Source organism: Paenibacillus abyssi (assembly GCF_014640295.1).
GTDB lineage: Bacteria > Bacillota > Bacilli > Paenibacillales > Paenibacillaceae > Paenibacillus_D > Paenibacillus_D abyssi.
Window position 1 is genome coordinate 32,402 of the sequence record NZ_BMGR01000019.1, and the last position, 14,841, is coordinate 47,242.

The window sequence follows — 14,841 nt, forward strand, 5'->3', positions numbered from 1 at the left end:
CCCCAATCGTTTTTTTATAACATCGCCAAATGCAGCGAATGTATCGTTATTGATTCTTTTTATCCAAAAGCACGGCCAATACGATGATCGCGCCTTTGATAATCTGCTGATAGTAAGAGGATACATTCAGCAGATCCAGCCCGTTGTTCATAATGCCGATGATCAACACCCCAACGACTGTTCCAACGATCCTGCCCCTGCCTCCGGCAAGGCTTGTCCCGCCGATTACGACGGCGGCAATGGCGTCGAGCTCATAACCGGTACCAAGAACGGGGGAGCCTGTCATTACCCTTGAGGAGAGCAGGATTCCCGCAAGTCCCGCTGCCAAACCCGATATCGCGTAGACCGCAACCTCAACTCTGCCGACTTTGACGCCCGACAGCTTGGCCGCTTTTTCATTGCCTCCCGAAGCAAATACGTGCCGTCCGAACTTGGTTACATGAAGCGCAAAGAAGCCAAGCAGGATAACCCCTACGAAAATGAGAACAGGTACGGGAATCCCGGCAATATAACCGCCGCCAATAAAGCCGTAGCCTGCGTTCAGGTTGATGATCGGCCGCCCGTCTGTATAGACCAGCGTCAAACCTCTTGCTGCGGTCATCATTCCCAGCGTCACGATGAAAGAAGCGACTTTCCAGCGGGAGATGATGATCCCGTTAATGCATCCCAAAACCAGGCCGGCAATCAAGCCAAGCGTGATCGGCACAATCGTCGGATACATGTCCGAATGCGCAAAGCTGGAGGCGACAACTGCGGAAAAAGCGAGGATGGAACCAACCGATAGATCAATTCCTCCCCTGATGATGACGAATGTCATGCCGATCGCAATAATGCCGCTGATCGATGCTTGGCGGAGAATGTTCAGCAGATTGGTCACCGTCAGGAACGATTCCGAACTGACCGATAACACAATCAGCAGGATGCCAAATGCAATATAAATGCCATACTTGGCTAAATATTTACCGGTGTCTTTTTTTAGGCTCAAACTTAAGCTGCTCATTTTTGCGATTCTCCTTTGCCTGTCATACTGTTTGTTTCAAACGTTTCTTTTTGAAACCTGTCGCGCATTCCATAATGCTCTCCTGGTTAAAGTCCTCGCGGCTGAATTCACCGGTGATTGTTCCTTCATGGAGCACAAGCACGCGGTCGCTCATTCCGAGCAGCTCGGGCATTTCGGAAGAGACCATGATAATCGCTTTACCGTCATGGGCCAGCTGATTAATAATTTTATAGATCTCGGATTTTGCGCCGATATCGATGCCTCTTGTTGGTTCATCCAGAATGAGAAGATCAGGATTGCAGAGCAGCCATTTGGCCAAGACCACTTTCTGCTGGTTACCGCCGCTTAACGTGTCCACCATGGTATTGCGGCTCGATGCTTTGACATTGAGATATTTCATCTGGCGGTCCGCAACCTCACGCTCTTCTTTGAATTTCACGATTTGGCCAAAGCGCACGTAGCGGTCCAGGTTCACCAGCGTCATGTTATCCTTTACGGAAAAATTCAGGTTAAGGCCAAAAAGCTTCCTGTCCTCGGTCACCAGAGAAATGCCCCGTTCAATCGCTTTTTGCGGCGAGTCGATGACGACTTTTTGATTTTGGATATAGATCTCCCCGCCGTCGATCTTTCTCGCGCCAAAAATGGCCTCCACAAGCTCGGTTCTTCCAGCCCCCATCAATCCTGCGATACCCAGAATTTCGCCCTTTCTTACCTCAAGGTTAATATCTTTGAATTTCCCGTTCAGCGACAAGTTTTTAACCTCGAGAAACCGGTCGCCGATCGGAGAAGGCTGCCTGACGTACATATCCGCCAGGTTCCGGCCAACCATCAGGGAGATTAATTTCTGCTGGTCCAGTTCTTTGGTCGATTTTGTATCGATATAGGTCCCGTCGCGCATGACGGTGATCGTATCACAGATGGTATAAATCTCGCTCATTTTGTGAGAGATATAAATAATAGCCTTGCCCTGTGAAGTCAACTTGCGAATGATCTCAAATAACTTGTCGACCTCCCGGTCGGTAATCGCTGAAGTAGGCTCATCCATAACAATGATATCAGCGTTGTAGGAAATCGCCTTTACGATTTCAACCATTTGCATTTCTGCGACACTGAGTTCATGGAGTTTTTTGTCCGGGTCGATCGCCATATCTACCGAACGGAACAATTCCATCGTCTTGCGGCGCATTTCCTTCCTGTTCACGATGCCCAGCCTTCTGCAGGGCTCCCGGCCTGTAAAGATATTCTCAGCAATCGTCATATCCAGGATCGAATTGAGTTCCTGATGCACGATGCTGATTCCGGCATTCATGGCGTCGAGCGGCTCAGCAAACCGGACTTTTTGTCCCTTCAACACAATTTCTCCGCGATCCGGCTGATAAATGCCGGTCAATATTTTCATCAGCGTGGATTTGCCTGCGCCATTCTCTCCCATAAGCGCATGGACCTCGCCTCTTTTTATATTCAACGATACGTCACTCAGCGCTACAACGCTTGAAAACGCTTTACTAATGTTCTTCATTTGCAGAATATAGGGCTTATCCTCCATACTTCCCATCCCCTCATCAACGATAGTTCTGATTATAGACTGTGAAAAATTATAAAAATATGGATCTTTTTCGGAACCCGCTGTGAATTTTTTCGGAAATTAGACATAAAAAAGACGCCTCAATACGTATGAGAGCCTTCTCTTCATGCCTTATGTTATGGATCGTTAGAAGCTTGGCCAAACCGTCAAACGCTCGAACGCTCGATCAGCCGGTATTCAAGCTCCCGATACTCCGGCAGTTCCCTTATTTTCATGATTTGATCGTATGCGATACGAAACGCCTGGCTGCCCATTTCATACAGTTGATTATCAATGGTCGTCAGATCAAATACCTCGGCAATCGGTTGATTGTCAAATCCGATGACAGCAAGGTCTTCGGGAACCCTTAACCCGTTCTTTCCGGCTTCCATAATAATGCCTGCCGCTACCTGATCGCTTGTCACTAACAGAGCGGTCGGCCTGGTTTCCATCTGCAGCAGCTTTCTTAACACATCCACTCCATCTTCAATCCGGTAGCTCTGATAAAAGATCCATTCCTCGCGAATCGCCTCCTGAATGGAAGTAAGCGCATCGACATAGGCCCTCCGGCGCATCTGACTGTTAACGCCGTTATTTCTTCCCAGGCAAAAGCCGATATGACGATGGCCCCGTTCGATCAGATAATTTATGCCTCTGCGAAAACTTGTATAATGGTCAAGAAAAACGGAAGAAACAGGAGAACTGCCGACATCCTCGCAGGCCACAATCGGCCCGTAACGGGCATAGGGCTCAATCTGATCCAAAGGCATATGTTTAGAGCAAATGATGATGCCGTCAATCTGCTTTGTCTTCAACATTTTCAGCACGTTTATTTCATTTAGCTCATTATAATCCGTCTGGCACAGCATCAGCTGGTAATTATTTTTTAAGGCCTCGGCAGAGATCCCTTCTACCAGCCCAGTAAAATAAGGGTGGTTAATGAAGGGCAGCATAACGCCGATCACATTGGTTTTGCCATTGATCAATTGAACGGCACTCATATTTCTTGAATAGTTCAAATGCTCAATCGCCTCTAAGACGGCCTTGCGTTTGTCGCCGCTTACATATGCATGGTCATTCAATACCCGCGAGACCGTGGATACGGAAACCTTCGCGAGCTTGGCAATCTCTTTGATATTGGCCATATGAAGCACCCCTTTTATCCATTCTATACTATCATCACTATACTATAACTAGCAGTCCGCCGCTAAAAAGCTCCATTCCCTCAAGTGGGACAAGTTAATCCCATCTACGTTGTGAAAAAAAGCTGAACTGCTTATTCAGCAGCCCAGCCTTTATACAAACTCGCTTTATTCTTGCCAGCTTCTCGATCCGAGCAACCTCTCGCCCAATACCGTTAGTGTCGCTCTTTCGTATTTTTCCTGCTCCCAGTTACGCGGATCTCCAGGGAATGCCATGCCTTTCGGAGGAATGCGGTCACTCCAGGATTCGATTCTCGACTGTTTCAATTCCTCGTTGCTCTCTTGTGCCGGGAACATGGAAATGTACTGCGCAATACGCGGCTTCGTCGAATGATTCGGACGAATGCCATGTGCCAGCATGCTGTTGAAAATAAGCAGGTCGCCGGCTTTTGCAACTACTTTTGTTGGCGTAAAGCCAGTCGTATCCGGCTTGTGCGGATCTCTGTCGGCAGGCTGTGTTTTCACCCATTCATCAAAATCCCGGTACAATTCCGGAATACATTGAAAACCGCCCATTTCCAGATCGGTATCAACGAGCGTCAATACGCCTTGAACATTTACGGGAATCGGATTCAGGGAAGTATTCACATCCCAGTGAATAAAGCCTTTATACTCATGTCCCGGCCGCATAGGAAGGTTCAGGTTGCAGCGGTCAATGCTGGACCACAACTGCTCGGTGCCCCAAATGTCCACAAAAGCATTGTACACTCTCTCATGCGTGCGGTTATCCCATAAATATTGGTGGTTATAGAGCTCCACCATTCCCGTATTCGCCAGCTCTTTCATTTGAATCTCCCGGCGAGGGGCCGTATACCAGGTTGACGGATCCTGAGGATCTTTTTCTTCAAACTCCCAGATGAGATTGACCATACGGTCGATGTTCTCTTGCGGAATGGCATTCGGGATAATAACATAGCCGTTTTCTTTCCAGAACTTCCAGTCTTCTTCGCTGAGCACTCTGAGCGGTTCGTTATTCGGGCGCTCATTTAGTTTAAAATCCGTTTCAATAATGTTATTCACTACGTTTTCTGTTTTCATGTTTACCATCCTCCAATGATATCGTGTGATTCGGTGATCGTCCTTGCGAACGCCATCCGATGTAATAAATAACCCTTCGAAGACAGCTTAAAATATGAAATGCATCCCAGGTCAAGCGTTTTCATAAAATTTTTTTTGACTTTTTATCTGGAACCTTTTTTTACAATAATCCAACCATGCGAAGCCCGAAAAATATGCCGTCTTCATGCACATTTTTTGTAATATACCTGGCTGACTTTTTAACGACTTCTGGCGCATTTCCCATGGATATGCCATGCCCTACAAATTGGAGCATTTCCAGATCGTTCAGGTTATCGCCGAAGGCATACACGTCTTCGATCCCCACTCCGAGCCCATTCATTACATAAGCAATGCCGTTTGCTTTGGAGCCATTCGCAGGCATAACATCCATAGAGAATGGATGCCAGCGGACAAACCTTAACCGGTCAAACGATTCGTGATATAAACCTTCTTCTGCTGCACCGCAAAAGACCATCGCTTGATAGATCTCATTGGTTAAGTAGTATTCGGGATCGTGTACCGGCAGGGTGATATTAATGGTTCCTAAGCTTGATTCGATATGGTGATGATGAGGGACATTTGATCTCATGCCATTCTTATCCATGTACACAATCGGGTGATCGTTAGAAGCGGCAAAATCGGTTACATCAAGCAGCAATTCGGTGGCGATCGGATTTCGGTAGATCACTTCTCCTTGTGATACAGCGTACTGTCCGTTCAACGAAACAAATGTATCGATCCCGAGTTCTTTCCTTAGGTCCTCGAACATAAACGGAGCGCGTCCCGTCGCAATGGCGACTTCATGTCCCGCCCGAACCAGCTCAAAAACGGCTTGTTTGGTTGAGGAAGGCAGGTTCTTGTCATGATCAAGAAGTGTGCCGTCGATGTCAAAAAAGATTAGCTTTTTATTCACCATGTTAACCTCCTTTCTATTCGAAGCTCCTCTGCAGTGATTTGATCCTACGTTATGAAATGCATCCCAGGTCAACAACTTTTTGCACATATTAACACGGGCATGAACAAGGACCAGATTGGGGAGACAACACATAACGACTCCGCTGCCATTCCACTCGAACGGGCTCGCAGAAAATATCAGCCATCTGTACTGGCGCTAAAAAATCGGCTATAATAAAACCAAGTAAATTAATAGGAAATTGGGTGATTTAAAATGATGAATGTACTGAAAAAGATGATTGCCAACACCTGCCCCGATTGCAATCAAGCCTTGTTATGCGATCATGATGCGATAAGTTATACCAAGGCCTGTCCACAAGGTCATTACAAAGAAGAGACTTATCCTATACTTGGAGTCAAGATTGTATTTGATGCTATAAAATAAACAAACATATGTAGTGCTTTTGAGATCTCCATCATTCATAACCTGCTACAAAACACTAAAAAGGAGCCGCTTTCGCGGCCCCCAAAAGTTTTTTCTATATAGAGCAGGTTGTCCGGATTATGATTCCATTGCCGTTGAATCCTGGCCATTTCGCATCGAGCGGTATTCTTTCTTCGGTCAAGTGACATGGGGACTCATCGGTGTCATGCTTTGCCTTGCTAACGAAAAAAAACCGGCGCATTTGAAAATGCACGGGTTCTCTTAGGCTCCATCCAGCAAAACAAATCATTCCGTATGCGATGCTTCGAGGTCCGCGAAATCGGGCACCCTATACGTCGCCATGATGGTGAAAATAAACATGGTCCCGTCCCCGGCATTCGAAGACGCGTATATCGTGCCGCCCATCAATTCGACGAGCGTCTTGCAAATGGACAATCCAAGACCGGTGCCGCCCAGCTTGTTCGTACCCGAGGAGTCGATCTGGGTAAACGGCTGGAACAGGTGACCCATCTTATCCGAGGATATTCCGATGCCGGTATCTTCAACGACAAACTCCAGTTGCACGGCAGCTCCGGCTTCACTGCGTTTGTTCACATATATTTTTACACCGCCGGACTCGGTAAATTTGATCGCGTTGCCGATCAAATTGTTCAGCACTTGCCGAAGCCTGTTCGGATCGCCGATAATGACTTCCGGGATCGTGGAATCCACATAGGTTTCCAGACTGAGTCCGCGTTCGCGGGCAAGCGCCCGGAACAAGTCCGCCGTTTCTTTGAGGCATTGCTCCAGGCTAAACGGCATGTAATCCAGTTCCATCTTGCCGGCTTCAAGCTTGGAATAGTCCAGGATATGATTGATCACTGACAGGAGTCCGTATCCGCTCGTACGGATGATTTCCGCCGTTTCGCGATCCTGATGACGAAGATCCGATTCCAGCAGCATGTCCGACATCGCCAATATGCCGTTTAGCGGCGTCCGGATCTCATGGCTCATCATCGCCAGGAAGCTGCTTTTGATCTGGGAGGCGATTTCGGCGGTTTCCTTCATTTGCGTCAAGCTGCGGTTGGCTTCCTCAAGCTCGTACGTTCGCGCCTCCAGCTGGATCGTCTTTATGTGAAGCTCCTTCCGGATCTTGTACAGCTGTACGAATCCTTCAATTTTGCTGCGCAAAATGTCGGGGTGAAACGGCTTCGTTAAATAATCGATCGCGCCGGCGGTATATGCCATCATATAATCCTCAAGCTCCGAGGTAAGCGAGGTGAGAAAGATGATGGGGATATCCTGCGATTTCTTGCGCATTTTAATTCGTTTTGCCGTTTCAAAGCCGTTCATGTCCGGCATGAGCACGTCCATGATGATCAGCGCCACTTCGTTTTCCAGCAGCATTTTCAACGCCATCATGCCCGAGGAAGCGCCGATCAGCTCATACGGCGTATTGGACAAAATCGCCTGGATGGAGGTGAACTCGTCAGGGCGGTCATCCACCAACAGTATTTTAATCGGATAGTTCATCGAATCCCCCCTTCGTCGCTCACGTCTATTTGATCAACCAGGCTTTCAGCATCGTCACGAGCTGGGTCGTGTTGATGGGTTTCGGAATATAATCGGACGCGCCGGCCTGGAGGCAGTTGATGCGGTCTTCCTCCATCGCGCGCGCGGTCAGCGCAATTATGATCAGGTTCTCGTATTCGGGCATGTTACGGATGGCCTTCATCGTCTCGTAGCCGTCCATCTCCGGCATCATGATATCCATGAAGACGAGCTCGATATCCTTCTCTTGCTGCAACAGGCCCAATGCTTCCCTTCCGTTCTGGGCGAACCGGATATCCATATTATAGCCTTCCAGCACGCTGGAAAGCGCGAATATATTGCGCATGTCGTCGTCGACAAGCAGGATCCGGCGTCCTTCGAAAGCCGCTTCGGGATTGTGAAGCTTCTCGATGAGACGCTGCTTGTCCGGCGGCAAATCCGAGGTTTTTCGGTGCAGATACAGGGCCGTCTCGTCATAGAGCCTTTCCAGTGACCTCACGTCCTTGATGACGATGCTCTCTGCGTAATGCTTCAGCCGCTGCTCGTCCTGCTTGCTGAGCTCCTTGCCCGTATAAATGATGACAGGGAGAGTCTGCAGCTTCCGGTTCGTCTTGACTTGTTCAAGCAGATCGAAGCCGGAAATGTCCGAGAGGCCCAAATCGAGCACCATACAGTCAAAATGCTGAAGCGTCAGTTGCTCCAGCGCTTCCCGCCCGGTTGCAACCGCCGTGATGTGTACATCCGGATGGGCAATAAAGGCGACAAGACTTTTGCGCAAGTCGGGATTGTCTTCGACGATTAAAAGGCTTTTGGTTTTACGCCGGATATACGTTTCGATTTGCAGGAACGCGGCTTCCAGCTCTTCGTGGTCGCTCGGCTTCTTCCAGAACGACAAGGCGCCGATGGACAGGGTCAATGGGTTCGTTTCTTCCGTCGAGATGACATAAACCGGAATGTGCCTGAGCTCCGGACGGCTCTTGAGCCGGGTGATGATCGCCCATCCGTCGAGGACCGGCAAATCCGTATCGAGCAGAATCGCATCCGGTTTGTAGGCATGGGCAAGCGCCAGACCCTGGTCGCCCTGGAAAGCGACGATAGCTTTGAAGCCCCGCTTGCGCGCAAGCTCAAGAAGTATGGATGCGAAGTCCTGATCATCTTCAATTATTAGAAGCACCGTATCGTCCGGCTGCAATTGGTAACGATCGTCTTCCATTTCCGAGAATTGCAGCAGCTTCGGATTGGAGATTGAGATATCCGGAACGAACGACTCCCTGAAGGAGGATTTATCCTTTTCGGTATGCTCGGCGGCGGCGGCAATGGACACAACAGTGTCTGCTGCCGGCTGTAGGACGGCGTCCGCCAGAATGGCAGGCAGGATCAGGTAGAAGGTGCTTCCCTGGCCTTCGACAGACTCGAGTTCGATCCTGCCGCCGAGCAGACCGGCAAGCTCGCGGCTGATGGTCAAGCCGAGTCCCGTTCCGCCGTACTTGCGGCTCGTCGTTCCGTCCGCTTGCTGAAATGCCTCGAAGATCGCGTCGAACTTCGAAGACGGGATGCCAATGCCTGTATCCGACACGACAAAGACGGTCTCGTCGACACCGGCCGAGACCCGCAGGCCGGCACTCGCGCCTCCTTTGAGGATATCGAGCGAAACTGTGCCCCGTTGCGTAAACTTGAGCGCGTTGGATAACAGGTTGCGCAGAACCTGGCGCAAGCGATGCCCGTCGGTCATGATGAATTCCGGCAAGCTTTTGTCGAGACGCACATCAAATTTAATCTCTTTCTTCTGCGCCTGGAGCTCAAAATTCCGGAACAGATGGTCGGCGACATCCCGAAGGTCGGTAGGTTCGACGACGGACTGCATCTTTCCGGTTTCCAGCTTGGCAAGGTCAAGAATCTCGTCGATGAGCTGCAGTAAGTCCTTGCCTGCGGAGAAGATCGTATGAACATATTCCAGCTGCTTCGTCTGAAGGTTCCCTTCCTTATTCTCCGCAAGAATTTGCGAGAGGATGAGCAAGCTGTTGAGCGGTGTCCGCAGCTCGTGCGAGACGTTCGCCAGAAACTCCGACTTGTGCTGCGCCGCCATGTAAATCTCGTCCGCCTGCGCCTTGATCTCCAGCTTCTGCCGTTCGGTAAGCTCTATCTGCTGCCGCAAATTCTCGTTAGATACCGCAAGCTCTTCCGTCTGAGCCTTCAGCTCCTCCGTCTGGGCTTGCAGCTCCTCCGTCTGGGCTTGCAGCTCCTCGGCCTGCTGCTCGATCTCTTCTTTCTGATGTGCGGTCAGCTCCACTTCGACACGAAGCTTCTCATTCGAAGACGCAAGCAGCTCGGATTGCTTGAACAGCTCCTCCGTCTGGGCCTGCAGTTCTTCCGTCTGGGCCTCCAGCTCTTCGGTCTGAGCCTGCAGTTCTTCCGTTTGGACCTCCAGCTCTTCACGCTGATTCTGCGTTTCCCGCAGAAGCGCGTCAATCCGCGCAATATCCGCCAATGTATTCAGCAGAACACCCAGGTTGCGGCTGACAATGTCGATTAACTGTCGCTCTTTGCCCGAAAATTCACGGAATGAAGCCAGTTCCATCACCGCAACCGCTTCGTTCTCATAGAGGATCGGGACAACCAGTAGATGGGAGGGAGCAGCGTCGCCCAGCGCAGACCGCACCTTGATATAACCATCCGGCAAATGGTCGACTTCAAGCGGTTCCTTGTCTATTGCGCATTGTCCGACAAGGCCGCTGCCAATCGCAATCGGCTCGCGCTGCGTATCCGCTTCGTCGCAAGCATAGCCTGCGGCGAAGTGAAATGAATCCAGCCTTCTTACATATAGAACACCGTAGCTGGCGTGCAGGACGGAAGCCAGCTTGCTCATGAAAATGCCGGAAGCTTTCTCCACCTTGACCGAACCCTGCAGCAGGATGGCCATCTCCGACACCTGCATATTGATCCAGGCTTGTTCTTCCGCTTCTAACCGAAGAACCCGCTCCTGCTCGGTGCTGTCGCGAAAATCGGCGGCGAGCGTGTGGAACGAGCGCGCCATATGGCTGAACTCGTCATGGGCAGCCAGTCCTGACAGGGAAGATTCGATCGTCCCGTTCTTCATGTCCGACGCAATGTTACCCAAGCGTTTCAGCCCGTTCTCCATATTACGATGAATGCGGTATGTGATTGCGCATACCGCTGAAATACCGATCACACTTAATGAAACGGACAGGAGCAGCGACACGCCCTGAAAATATATCAAGGCCGATGCTCCGTAAACTGCCGACAACATGGTGATCACTGCCGTATTTAGCCATAGTTTATTCCGAATGCTCATCTTCTCACCTATTCTTCGCAGTCTATGGTGAACCCAGTTGTAACTTTTCTACCGTTTATGTGTGCATTTGAATAATTTTAGTAAATTCTATTATACTAGTCTAGTACTATTTTCGCTAATCTACAACAATTATCTACAACAATTACCCCACGCCGCAGCAATAAAAACCGCCTGTCCATTCAGGCGGAGATTTCGGATTGCCAATGTTACTCGTATCCCTTCTCAAACCGGGACATTGGCTCACTTTCCCGGCTCTGCGCATCCTGAAAGACCGTGGCCGCCATGTGCTTTTGAGATCTTCATCATTCATAACCTGCTGCATAACACTAATAAGGAGCCGCTTCCGCGGCCCCCAAAAGTCTTTCTATATAAAGATTAGGCCGGGATTACTCCCCGCCTAATCTTTTGCTTATTTATTACAGGCTTCGATCAATGCATGAAATGAGGCGCTTCTCAATGTCCTCGGCGATTCCCTTCAGCTTTTCATTCTCTACGAGATCAATTAGCGCCGTTGGCTTCGGCATCCCAATTTTGGTCACTCCGTCCTCAGCATATACGGCTATTTTACAAGGTAAAAAATAGCCGACAAGCGAGTTCTCCGTCAACACCCGTTTTGCCTCAACAGGATTGCATACTTCGAGAATATGATACGTCTGGTCAAAATCGACGCCTTTTTCATTAAGCTTTTCTTTCAGGTCCAGCTGCCACAGCACGCCGAACTTTTCCTCTTTCAGATTTTCCTGCAGGTCGGCAATCGCTTGATCCGGCGATTTGGTTGTTTCCACGGTGTAATGAAACATCGCTTTCATCCTCCTCGTAATGGAGCTATCACATTCTACAGTCTCATCCGATTCCTATTCCCCGAACGTGATTACCTTGAAACTTTACCGCTCCATGCCCCAATTCCGCCCTGAAGGTGAGCAAGTTTCCGGTAGCCGTTCTTGGCAAGCAGCTTGGCAGCGGTTTTGCTTCGCATCCCGCTTCGACAGTACAAGTAAAGCTCCTTATCCTTCGGTATCTCGTCCAAACGCCGGGCAAGCTGAGACAGCGGAATGTTTCGGGCGCCCGGTATGAATCCGCCTTTGAATTCACCCGGTTCACGGACATCAATCAGCATGCCTTCTTTCGTCCCTTGAAGCGCGCTGTTGAAATCCTGACTCGGCAAGTTCTTCAGCCCTTTGACGGGCGCCAAGCGAGAATAAAGAAATAATGCCGCCAGAGCGACCAGGACGATGTTTATGATTGTTGATGTATCCACGTTATGATTCCCCTCCCATATTTTCTGTATGATTCGCGTAAGTCATACCGATTTTTTATCTGCTCTTCACCAGCAATTCGACGGCTTCCTGGACCAGCTTGCCGGTATCATTTCCTTTTTCCTGTTCATCCATGATGCATTGTTCCAAATTGACCGCTACAATGTAGGCCATAGCTTTATCGGCAGCACTGCGTACAGCGGACAGCTGCGCTACGACCTCCTTGCAGTCCTTGTCCTCTTCCATCATTTTCATTACGCCCCGTATTTGGCCTTCCATTCTTTTTAGCCGACGGAATACGTTCTCATCATATTTCATCTGGTTATTGTCCTCCTTTCAGGTTCGATACTATATACAACCCACATTCGTGTCTCCTCCTTGCCAAGCATTCGCAGCCGCCATCAAGGTAACGCCTGATGCAGCGGCTGCATGTGATCCATAAACCAATACATGTATAGGTATAAAAATTACCAAAATAAAACCTTCAAATCTCTTAAATAAACAGGTTCACTTTTCCGTTCGAGGCATCTCCCAAGTAAGCCGCTACGCCTGCGTATTCCAGTCCGTCAATGAGCTCTTCTTGCTGCAAGCCAAGCAGATCCATTGTCATTGTACAAGCGACCAGCTTTACTCCTTGCTCCTGCGCTAATTCAATCAGCTGTGGAAGGGTTAACGCATTATGCTTCTTCATAACATGCTTGATCATTTTCGGACCCATACCTGCAAAATTCATCTTGGATAAGCCCAGCCGTTTCGCTCCACGCGGCATCATCCAGCCAAAGGCTTTTTCCAGAATACCTTTGTTTGTCTTCACCAGTTCATCCTTGCGAAGTGTATTTAATCCCCAGAAGGTAAAGAAAATCGTTACCTCATGATCATAAGCTGCCGCTCCGTTAGCAATGATGAACGCCGCTATCGCTTTATCTAAATCACCGCTGAACAGCACGATCGTAGTTTTATCTTTTGTTTCTGCCATTGTTTCTACCATGTTGTTCTCCCCTCATCTTGTATTACCTTTACCCCACTCATTTGAATTGGCAAGTGAATTGCTCCAAATCGCAATCAACACTTGCAGTGTTGATGTGCCCGCTTATGATTTTACCGATTAAATTTTTCTCACATAAAATTTATATACGCCGTTTTCTTCCTCATGCTTAATCAGCTCATGTTTGGTTTGCTTGACCCAAGCTTGAAAATCGTTCACGGAGCCTTTATCCGTCGAGAGTACCTCCATGATTTGTCCGGACTGCAAGCCATCCAGCGCTTTCTTGGCCTTTACGATCGGCATTGGACATGCCATTCCTTTAGTATCTACTGTAATATTCGTTTCCATTGTTAGTTCCTCCTTATTTATCGTGGATGGCACAGCGGTTCGGACCAATTTCCATCTCACGCTGCTCTTCATCCGATGGTGTAATTTTGCCCATGTTCGTCTGGCGAATTTCTTGATAAGCGTTCGGCTGCTGCGGCAAATTGCCGGTCACCGCACGCCGGAATTCTGCTTCGTCGTGCATGTTTAACCCCGGATTGCTATAATACAAATCTCCCAAGCGGGCCGACACTTTGCCGCCTTCGCCAAGCTCGGTTATTTTACCGAAATGGGCAGGCAGAACAATTAAATCATCCGACAGCTCTTTATACCGGTTATATAGCGTATTGCGCAGGTCTCCAACCCAATCTTCAGCTTTCCCGGCCAGGTCAGGACGGCCAATGGACTCGATGAATAAAATATCGCCTGTCAGAAAATACTGATCATCTACGATAAGCGAGGTGCTGCCAATCGTATGGCCTGGCGAGTAAACGGCTTGGATATTCAACTTCGTGCTGCCAACCGTAAGCACCTGACCTTCTTCCAGCTTGTCGTATTGGAATACGACTTCGTCTGCATCTTTCGGCGGCAGCCAGTAAGTGGCGCCCACTTTGTCGGCGAGTTTCCGGCCCCCGGAGATATGATCCGCGTGAAGATGCGTATCGATGGTGTATTTGATCTGCAACTGATGCTCCGCTGCGAATTTCTCGTACACGTCACTCATTCTGAGCGTATCCACGATCGCCGCTTCGCCGTTAGAAACGATCATATAGGAAAGACAGCCTTTACCGATGCGGACGAATTGATAGATCGAGCCGCCGTCCTTCAGATCGCCAATCTTAACGGGCTCCAGATGCTCGCTCCATGATTTCATCCCGCCTTCCAGGTAGTAAACCTCATTCAAGCCGGCTTCCACAAGCTGTTCACCGACAAATTTGGATGAGCCTTCTTTGGCGCAAACAACGAGCACTTTTTTCCCTTCCGGGATGCTGCCCAGCGCCTCGTCTACACCTTCCAGCAAATCAAAATACGGGATATTAACGGATGTAACGCTCTCCCCTTCAATCTTCCAATCATTAAAATCGCTGTCGTTGCGGACATCAAGGATGAAAAGCTCTTCCTTGTTCAGCACGATGCTCGTCAATTCTTGTGCCGTCATCCCCACTAAAGCTGTTGTCATTTTCTTCTCCCCTTTTATCTAGAATGTTAATGAAACGTTGGCATCCTTCGCGAAATCCAGGAAAACTCATAGTACATTCGCAGTTTTGA

14 protein-coding genes are annotated in these 14,841 nt (G+C 49.1%); 1 reads left to right on the forward strand and 13 read right to left on the reverse strand.

Annotated features, from left to right (window positions below):
* Positions 1-46: 46 nt before the first annotated feature.
* The 5 genes from IEW11_RS22225 to IEW11_RS22245 form a co-directional block, all read right to left on the reverse strand.
* Positions 47-1,000, reverse strand: a complete 954-nt coding sequence (locus IEW11_RS22225) for an ABC transporter permease (RefSeq protein ID WP_188533282.1) — start codon at positions 998-1,000, stop codon at positions 47-49.
* Between the two features lie 22 nt (positions 1,001-1,022).
* Positions 1,023-2,546 carry a sugar ABC transporter ATP-binding protein gene (locus tag IEW11_RS22230; RefSeq protein ID WP_188533283.1) on the reverse strand — a complete coding sequence of 508 codons (1,524 nt, stop codon included), beginning with the start codon at positions 2,544-2,546 and terminating at the stop codon, positions 1,023-1,025.
* 185 nt (positions 2,547-2,731) lie between these two features.
* A complete protein-coding gene (locus IEW11_RS22235; RefSeq protein ID WP_188533284.1) occupies positions 2,732-3,709 on the reverse strand; it encodes a LacI family DNA-binding transcriptional regulator in 978 nt (325 codons plus the stop codon).
* Between the two features lie 165 nt (positions 3,710-3,874).
* Positions 3,875-4,804 carry a phytanoyl-CoA dioxygenase family protein gene (locus IEW11_RS22240; RefSeq protein WP_188533285.1) on the reverse strand — a complete coding sequence of 310 codons (930 nt, stop codon included), beginning with the start codon at positions 4,802-4,804 and terminating at the stop codon, positions 3,875-3,877.
* A 160-nt stretch (positions 4,805-4,964) separates the two neighbouring features.
* Entirely contained in the window at positions 4,965-5,738 is a 774-nt protein-coding gene (locus IEW11_RS22245) for a Cof-type HAD-IIB family hydrolase (protein WP_188533286.1), read from the reverse strand.
* 255 nt (positions 5,739-5,993) lie between these two features.
* Between IEW11_RS22245 and IEW11_RS22250 the strand changes: the two genes are divergently transcribed.
* Complete coding sequence (locus tag IEW11_RS22250) at positions 5,994-6,164, forward strand: hypothetical protein (RefSeq protein WP_229725572.1); 171 nt, start codon at positions 5,994-5,996, stop codon at positions 6,162-6,164.
* Positions 6,165-6,449: 285 nt separating this feature from the next.
* On the opposite strand, the gene IEW11_RS22255 is transcribed toward IEW11_RS22250, so the two are convergent.
* From IEW11_RS22255 to IEW11_RS22290, 8 genes are all read right to left on the reverse strand, one after another.
* Positions 6,450-7,676, reverse strand: coding sequence for an ATP-binding response regulator (locus IEW11_RS22255; protein ID WP_188533288.1), 1,227 nt, complete (start codon positions 7,674-7,676; stop codon positions 6,450-6,452).
* A gap of 25 nt (positions 7,677-7,701) precedes the next feature.
* A complete protein-coding gene (locus IEW11_RS22260) occupies positions 7,702-11,007 on the reverse strand; it encodes a response regulator (protein ID WP_188533289.1) in 3,306 nt (1,101 codons plus the stop codon).
* Positions 11,008-11,423: 416 nt separating this feature from the next.
* Positions 11,424-11,807 (reverse strand): DUF302 domain-containing protein, encoded by a 384-nt coding sequence (locus IEW11_RS22265; RefSeq protein WP_188533290.1) that lies wholly within the window; start codon positions 11,805-11,807, stop codon positions 11,424-11,426.
* Positions 11,808-11,878: 71 nt separating this feature from the next.
* Positions 11,879-12,265 carry a rhodanese-like domain-containing protein gene (locus tag IEW11_RS22270; RefSeq protein WP_188533291.1) on the reverse strand — a complete coding sequence of 129 codons (387 nt, stop codon included), beginning with the start codon at positions 12,263-12,265 and terminating at the stop codon, positions 11,879-11,881.
* Positions 12,266-12,320: 55 nt separating this feature from the next.
* Complete coding sequence (locus IEW11_RS22275; protein WP_188533292.1) at positions 12,321-12,581, reverse strand: metal-sensitive transcriptional regulator; 261 nt, start codon at positions 12,579-12,581, stop codon at positions 12,321-12,323.
* Positions 12,582-12,756: 175 nt separating this feature from the next.
* Complete coding sequence (locus IEW11_RS22280) at positions 12,757-13,239, reverse strand: DsrE/DsrF/DrsH-like family protein (protein WP_188533357.1); 483 nt, start codon at positions 13,237-13,239, stop codon at positions 12,757-12,759.
* A 129-nt stretch (positions 13,240-13,368) separates the two neighbouring features.
* A complete protein-coding gene (locus tag IEW11_RS22285; RefSeq protein ID WP_188533293.1) occupies positions 13,369-13,596 on the reverse strand; it encodes a sulfurtransferase TusA family protein in 228 nt (75 codons plus the stop codon).
* Between the two features lie 13 nt (positions 13,597-13,609).
* On the reverse strand, positions 13,610-14,731 hold the full coding sequence (locus IEW11_RS22290) for an MBL fold metallo-hydrolase (protein WP_373289377.1): 1,122 nt from the start codon (positions 14,729-14,731) through the stop codon (positions 13,610-13,612).
* Between the last annotated feature and the right edge of the window lie 110 nt (positions 14,732-14,841).

Excerpts from the sequence above, each read along its gene's own strand:
- IEW11_RS22250 (WP_229725572.1), top strand. The coding sequence starts at position 5,994 with ATGATGAATGTACTGAAAAAGATGATTGCCAACACCTGCCCCGATTGC.
- IEW11_RS22290 (WP_373289377.1), bottom strand. The coding sequence starts at position 14,731 with ATGACGGCACAAGAATTGACGAGCATCGTGCTGAACAAGGAAGAGCTT.
- IEW11_RS22280 (WP_188533357.1), bottom strand. The coding sequence starts at position 13,239 with ATGGCAGAAACAAAAGATAAAACTACGATCGTGCTGTTCAGCGGTGAT.
- IEW11_RS22240 (WP_188533285.1), bottom strand. The coding sequence starts at position 4,804 with ATGAAAACAGAAAACGTAGTGAATAACATTATTGAAACGGATTTTAAA.
- IEW11_RS22275 (WP_188533292.1), bottom strand. The coding sequence starts at position 12,581 with ATGAAATATGATGAGAACGTATTCCGTCGGCTAAAAAGAATGGAAGGC.
- IEW11_RS22255 (WP_188533288.1), bottom strand. The coding sequence starts at position 7,676 with ATGAACTATCCGATTAAAATACTGTTGGTGGATGACCGCCCTGACGAG.
- IEW11_RS22230 (WP_188533283.1), bottom strand. The coding sequence starts at position 2,546 with ATGGAGGATAAGCCCTATATTCTGCAAATGAAGAACATTAGTAAAGCG.
- IEW11_RS22235 (WP_188533284.1), bottom strand. The coding sequence starts at position 3,709 with ATGGCCAATATCAAAGAGATTGCCAAGCTCGCGAAGGTTTCCGTATCC.
- IEW11_RS22260 (WP_188533289.1), bottom strand. The coding sequence starts at position 11,007 with ATGAGCATTCGGAATAAACTATGGCTAAATACGGCAGTGATCACCATG.
- IEW11_RS22225 (WP_188533282.1), bottom strand. The coding sequence starts at position 1,000 with ATGAGCAGCTTAAGTTTGAGCCTAAAAAAAGACACCGGTAAATATTTA.
- IEW11_RS22285 (WP_188533293.1), bottom strand. The coding sequence starts at position 13,596 with ATGGAAACGAATATTACAGTAGATACTAAAGGAATGGCATGTCCAATG.
- IEW11_RS22265 (WP_188533290.1), bottom strand. The coding sequence starts at position 11,807 with ATGTTTCATTACACCGTGGAAACAACCAAATCGCCGGATCAAGCGATT.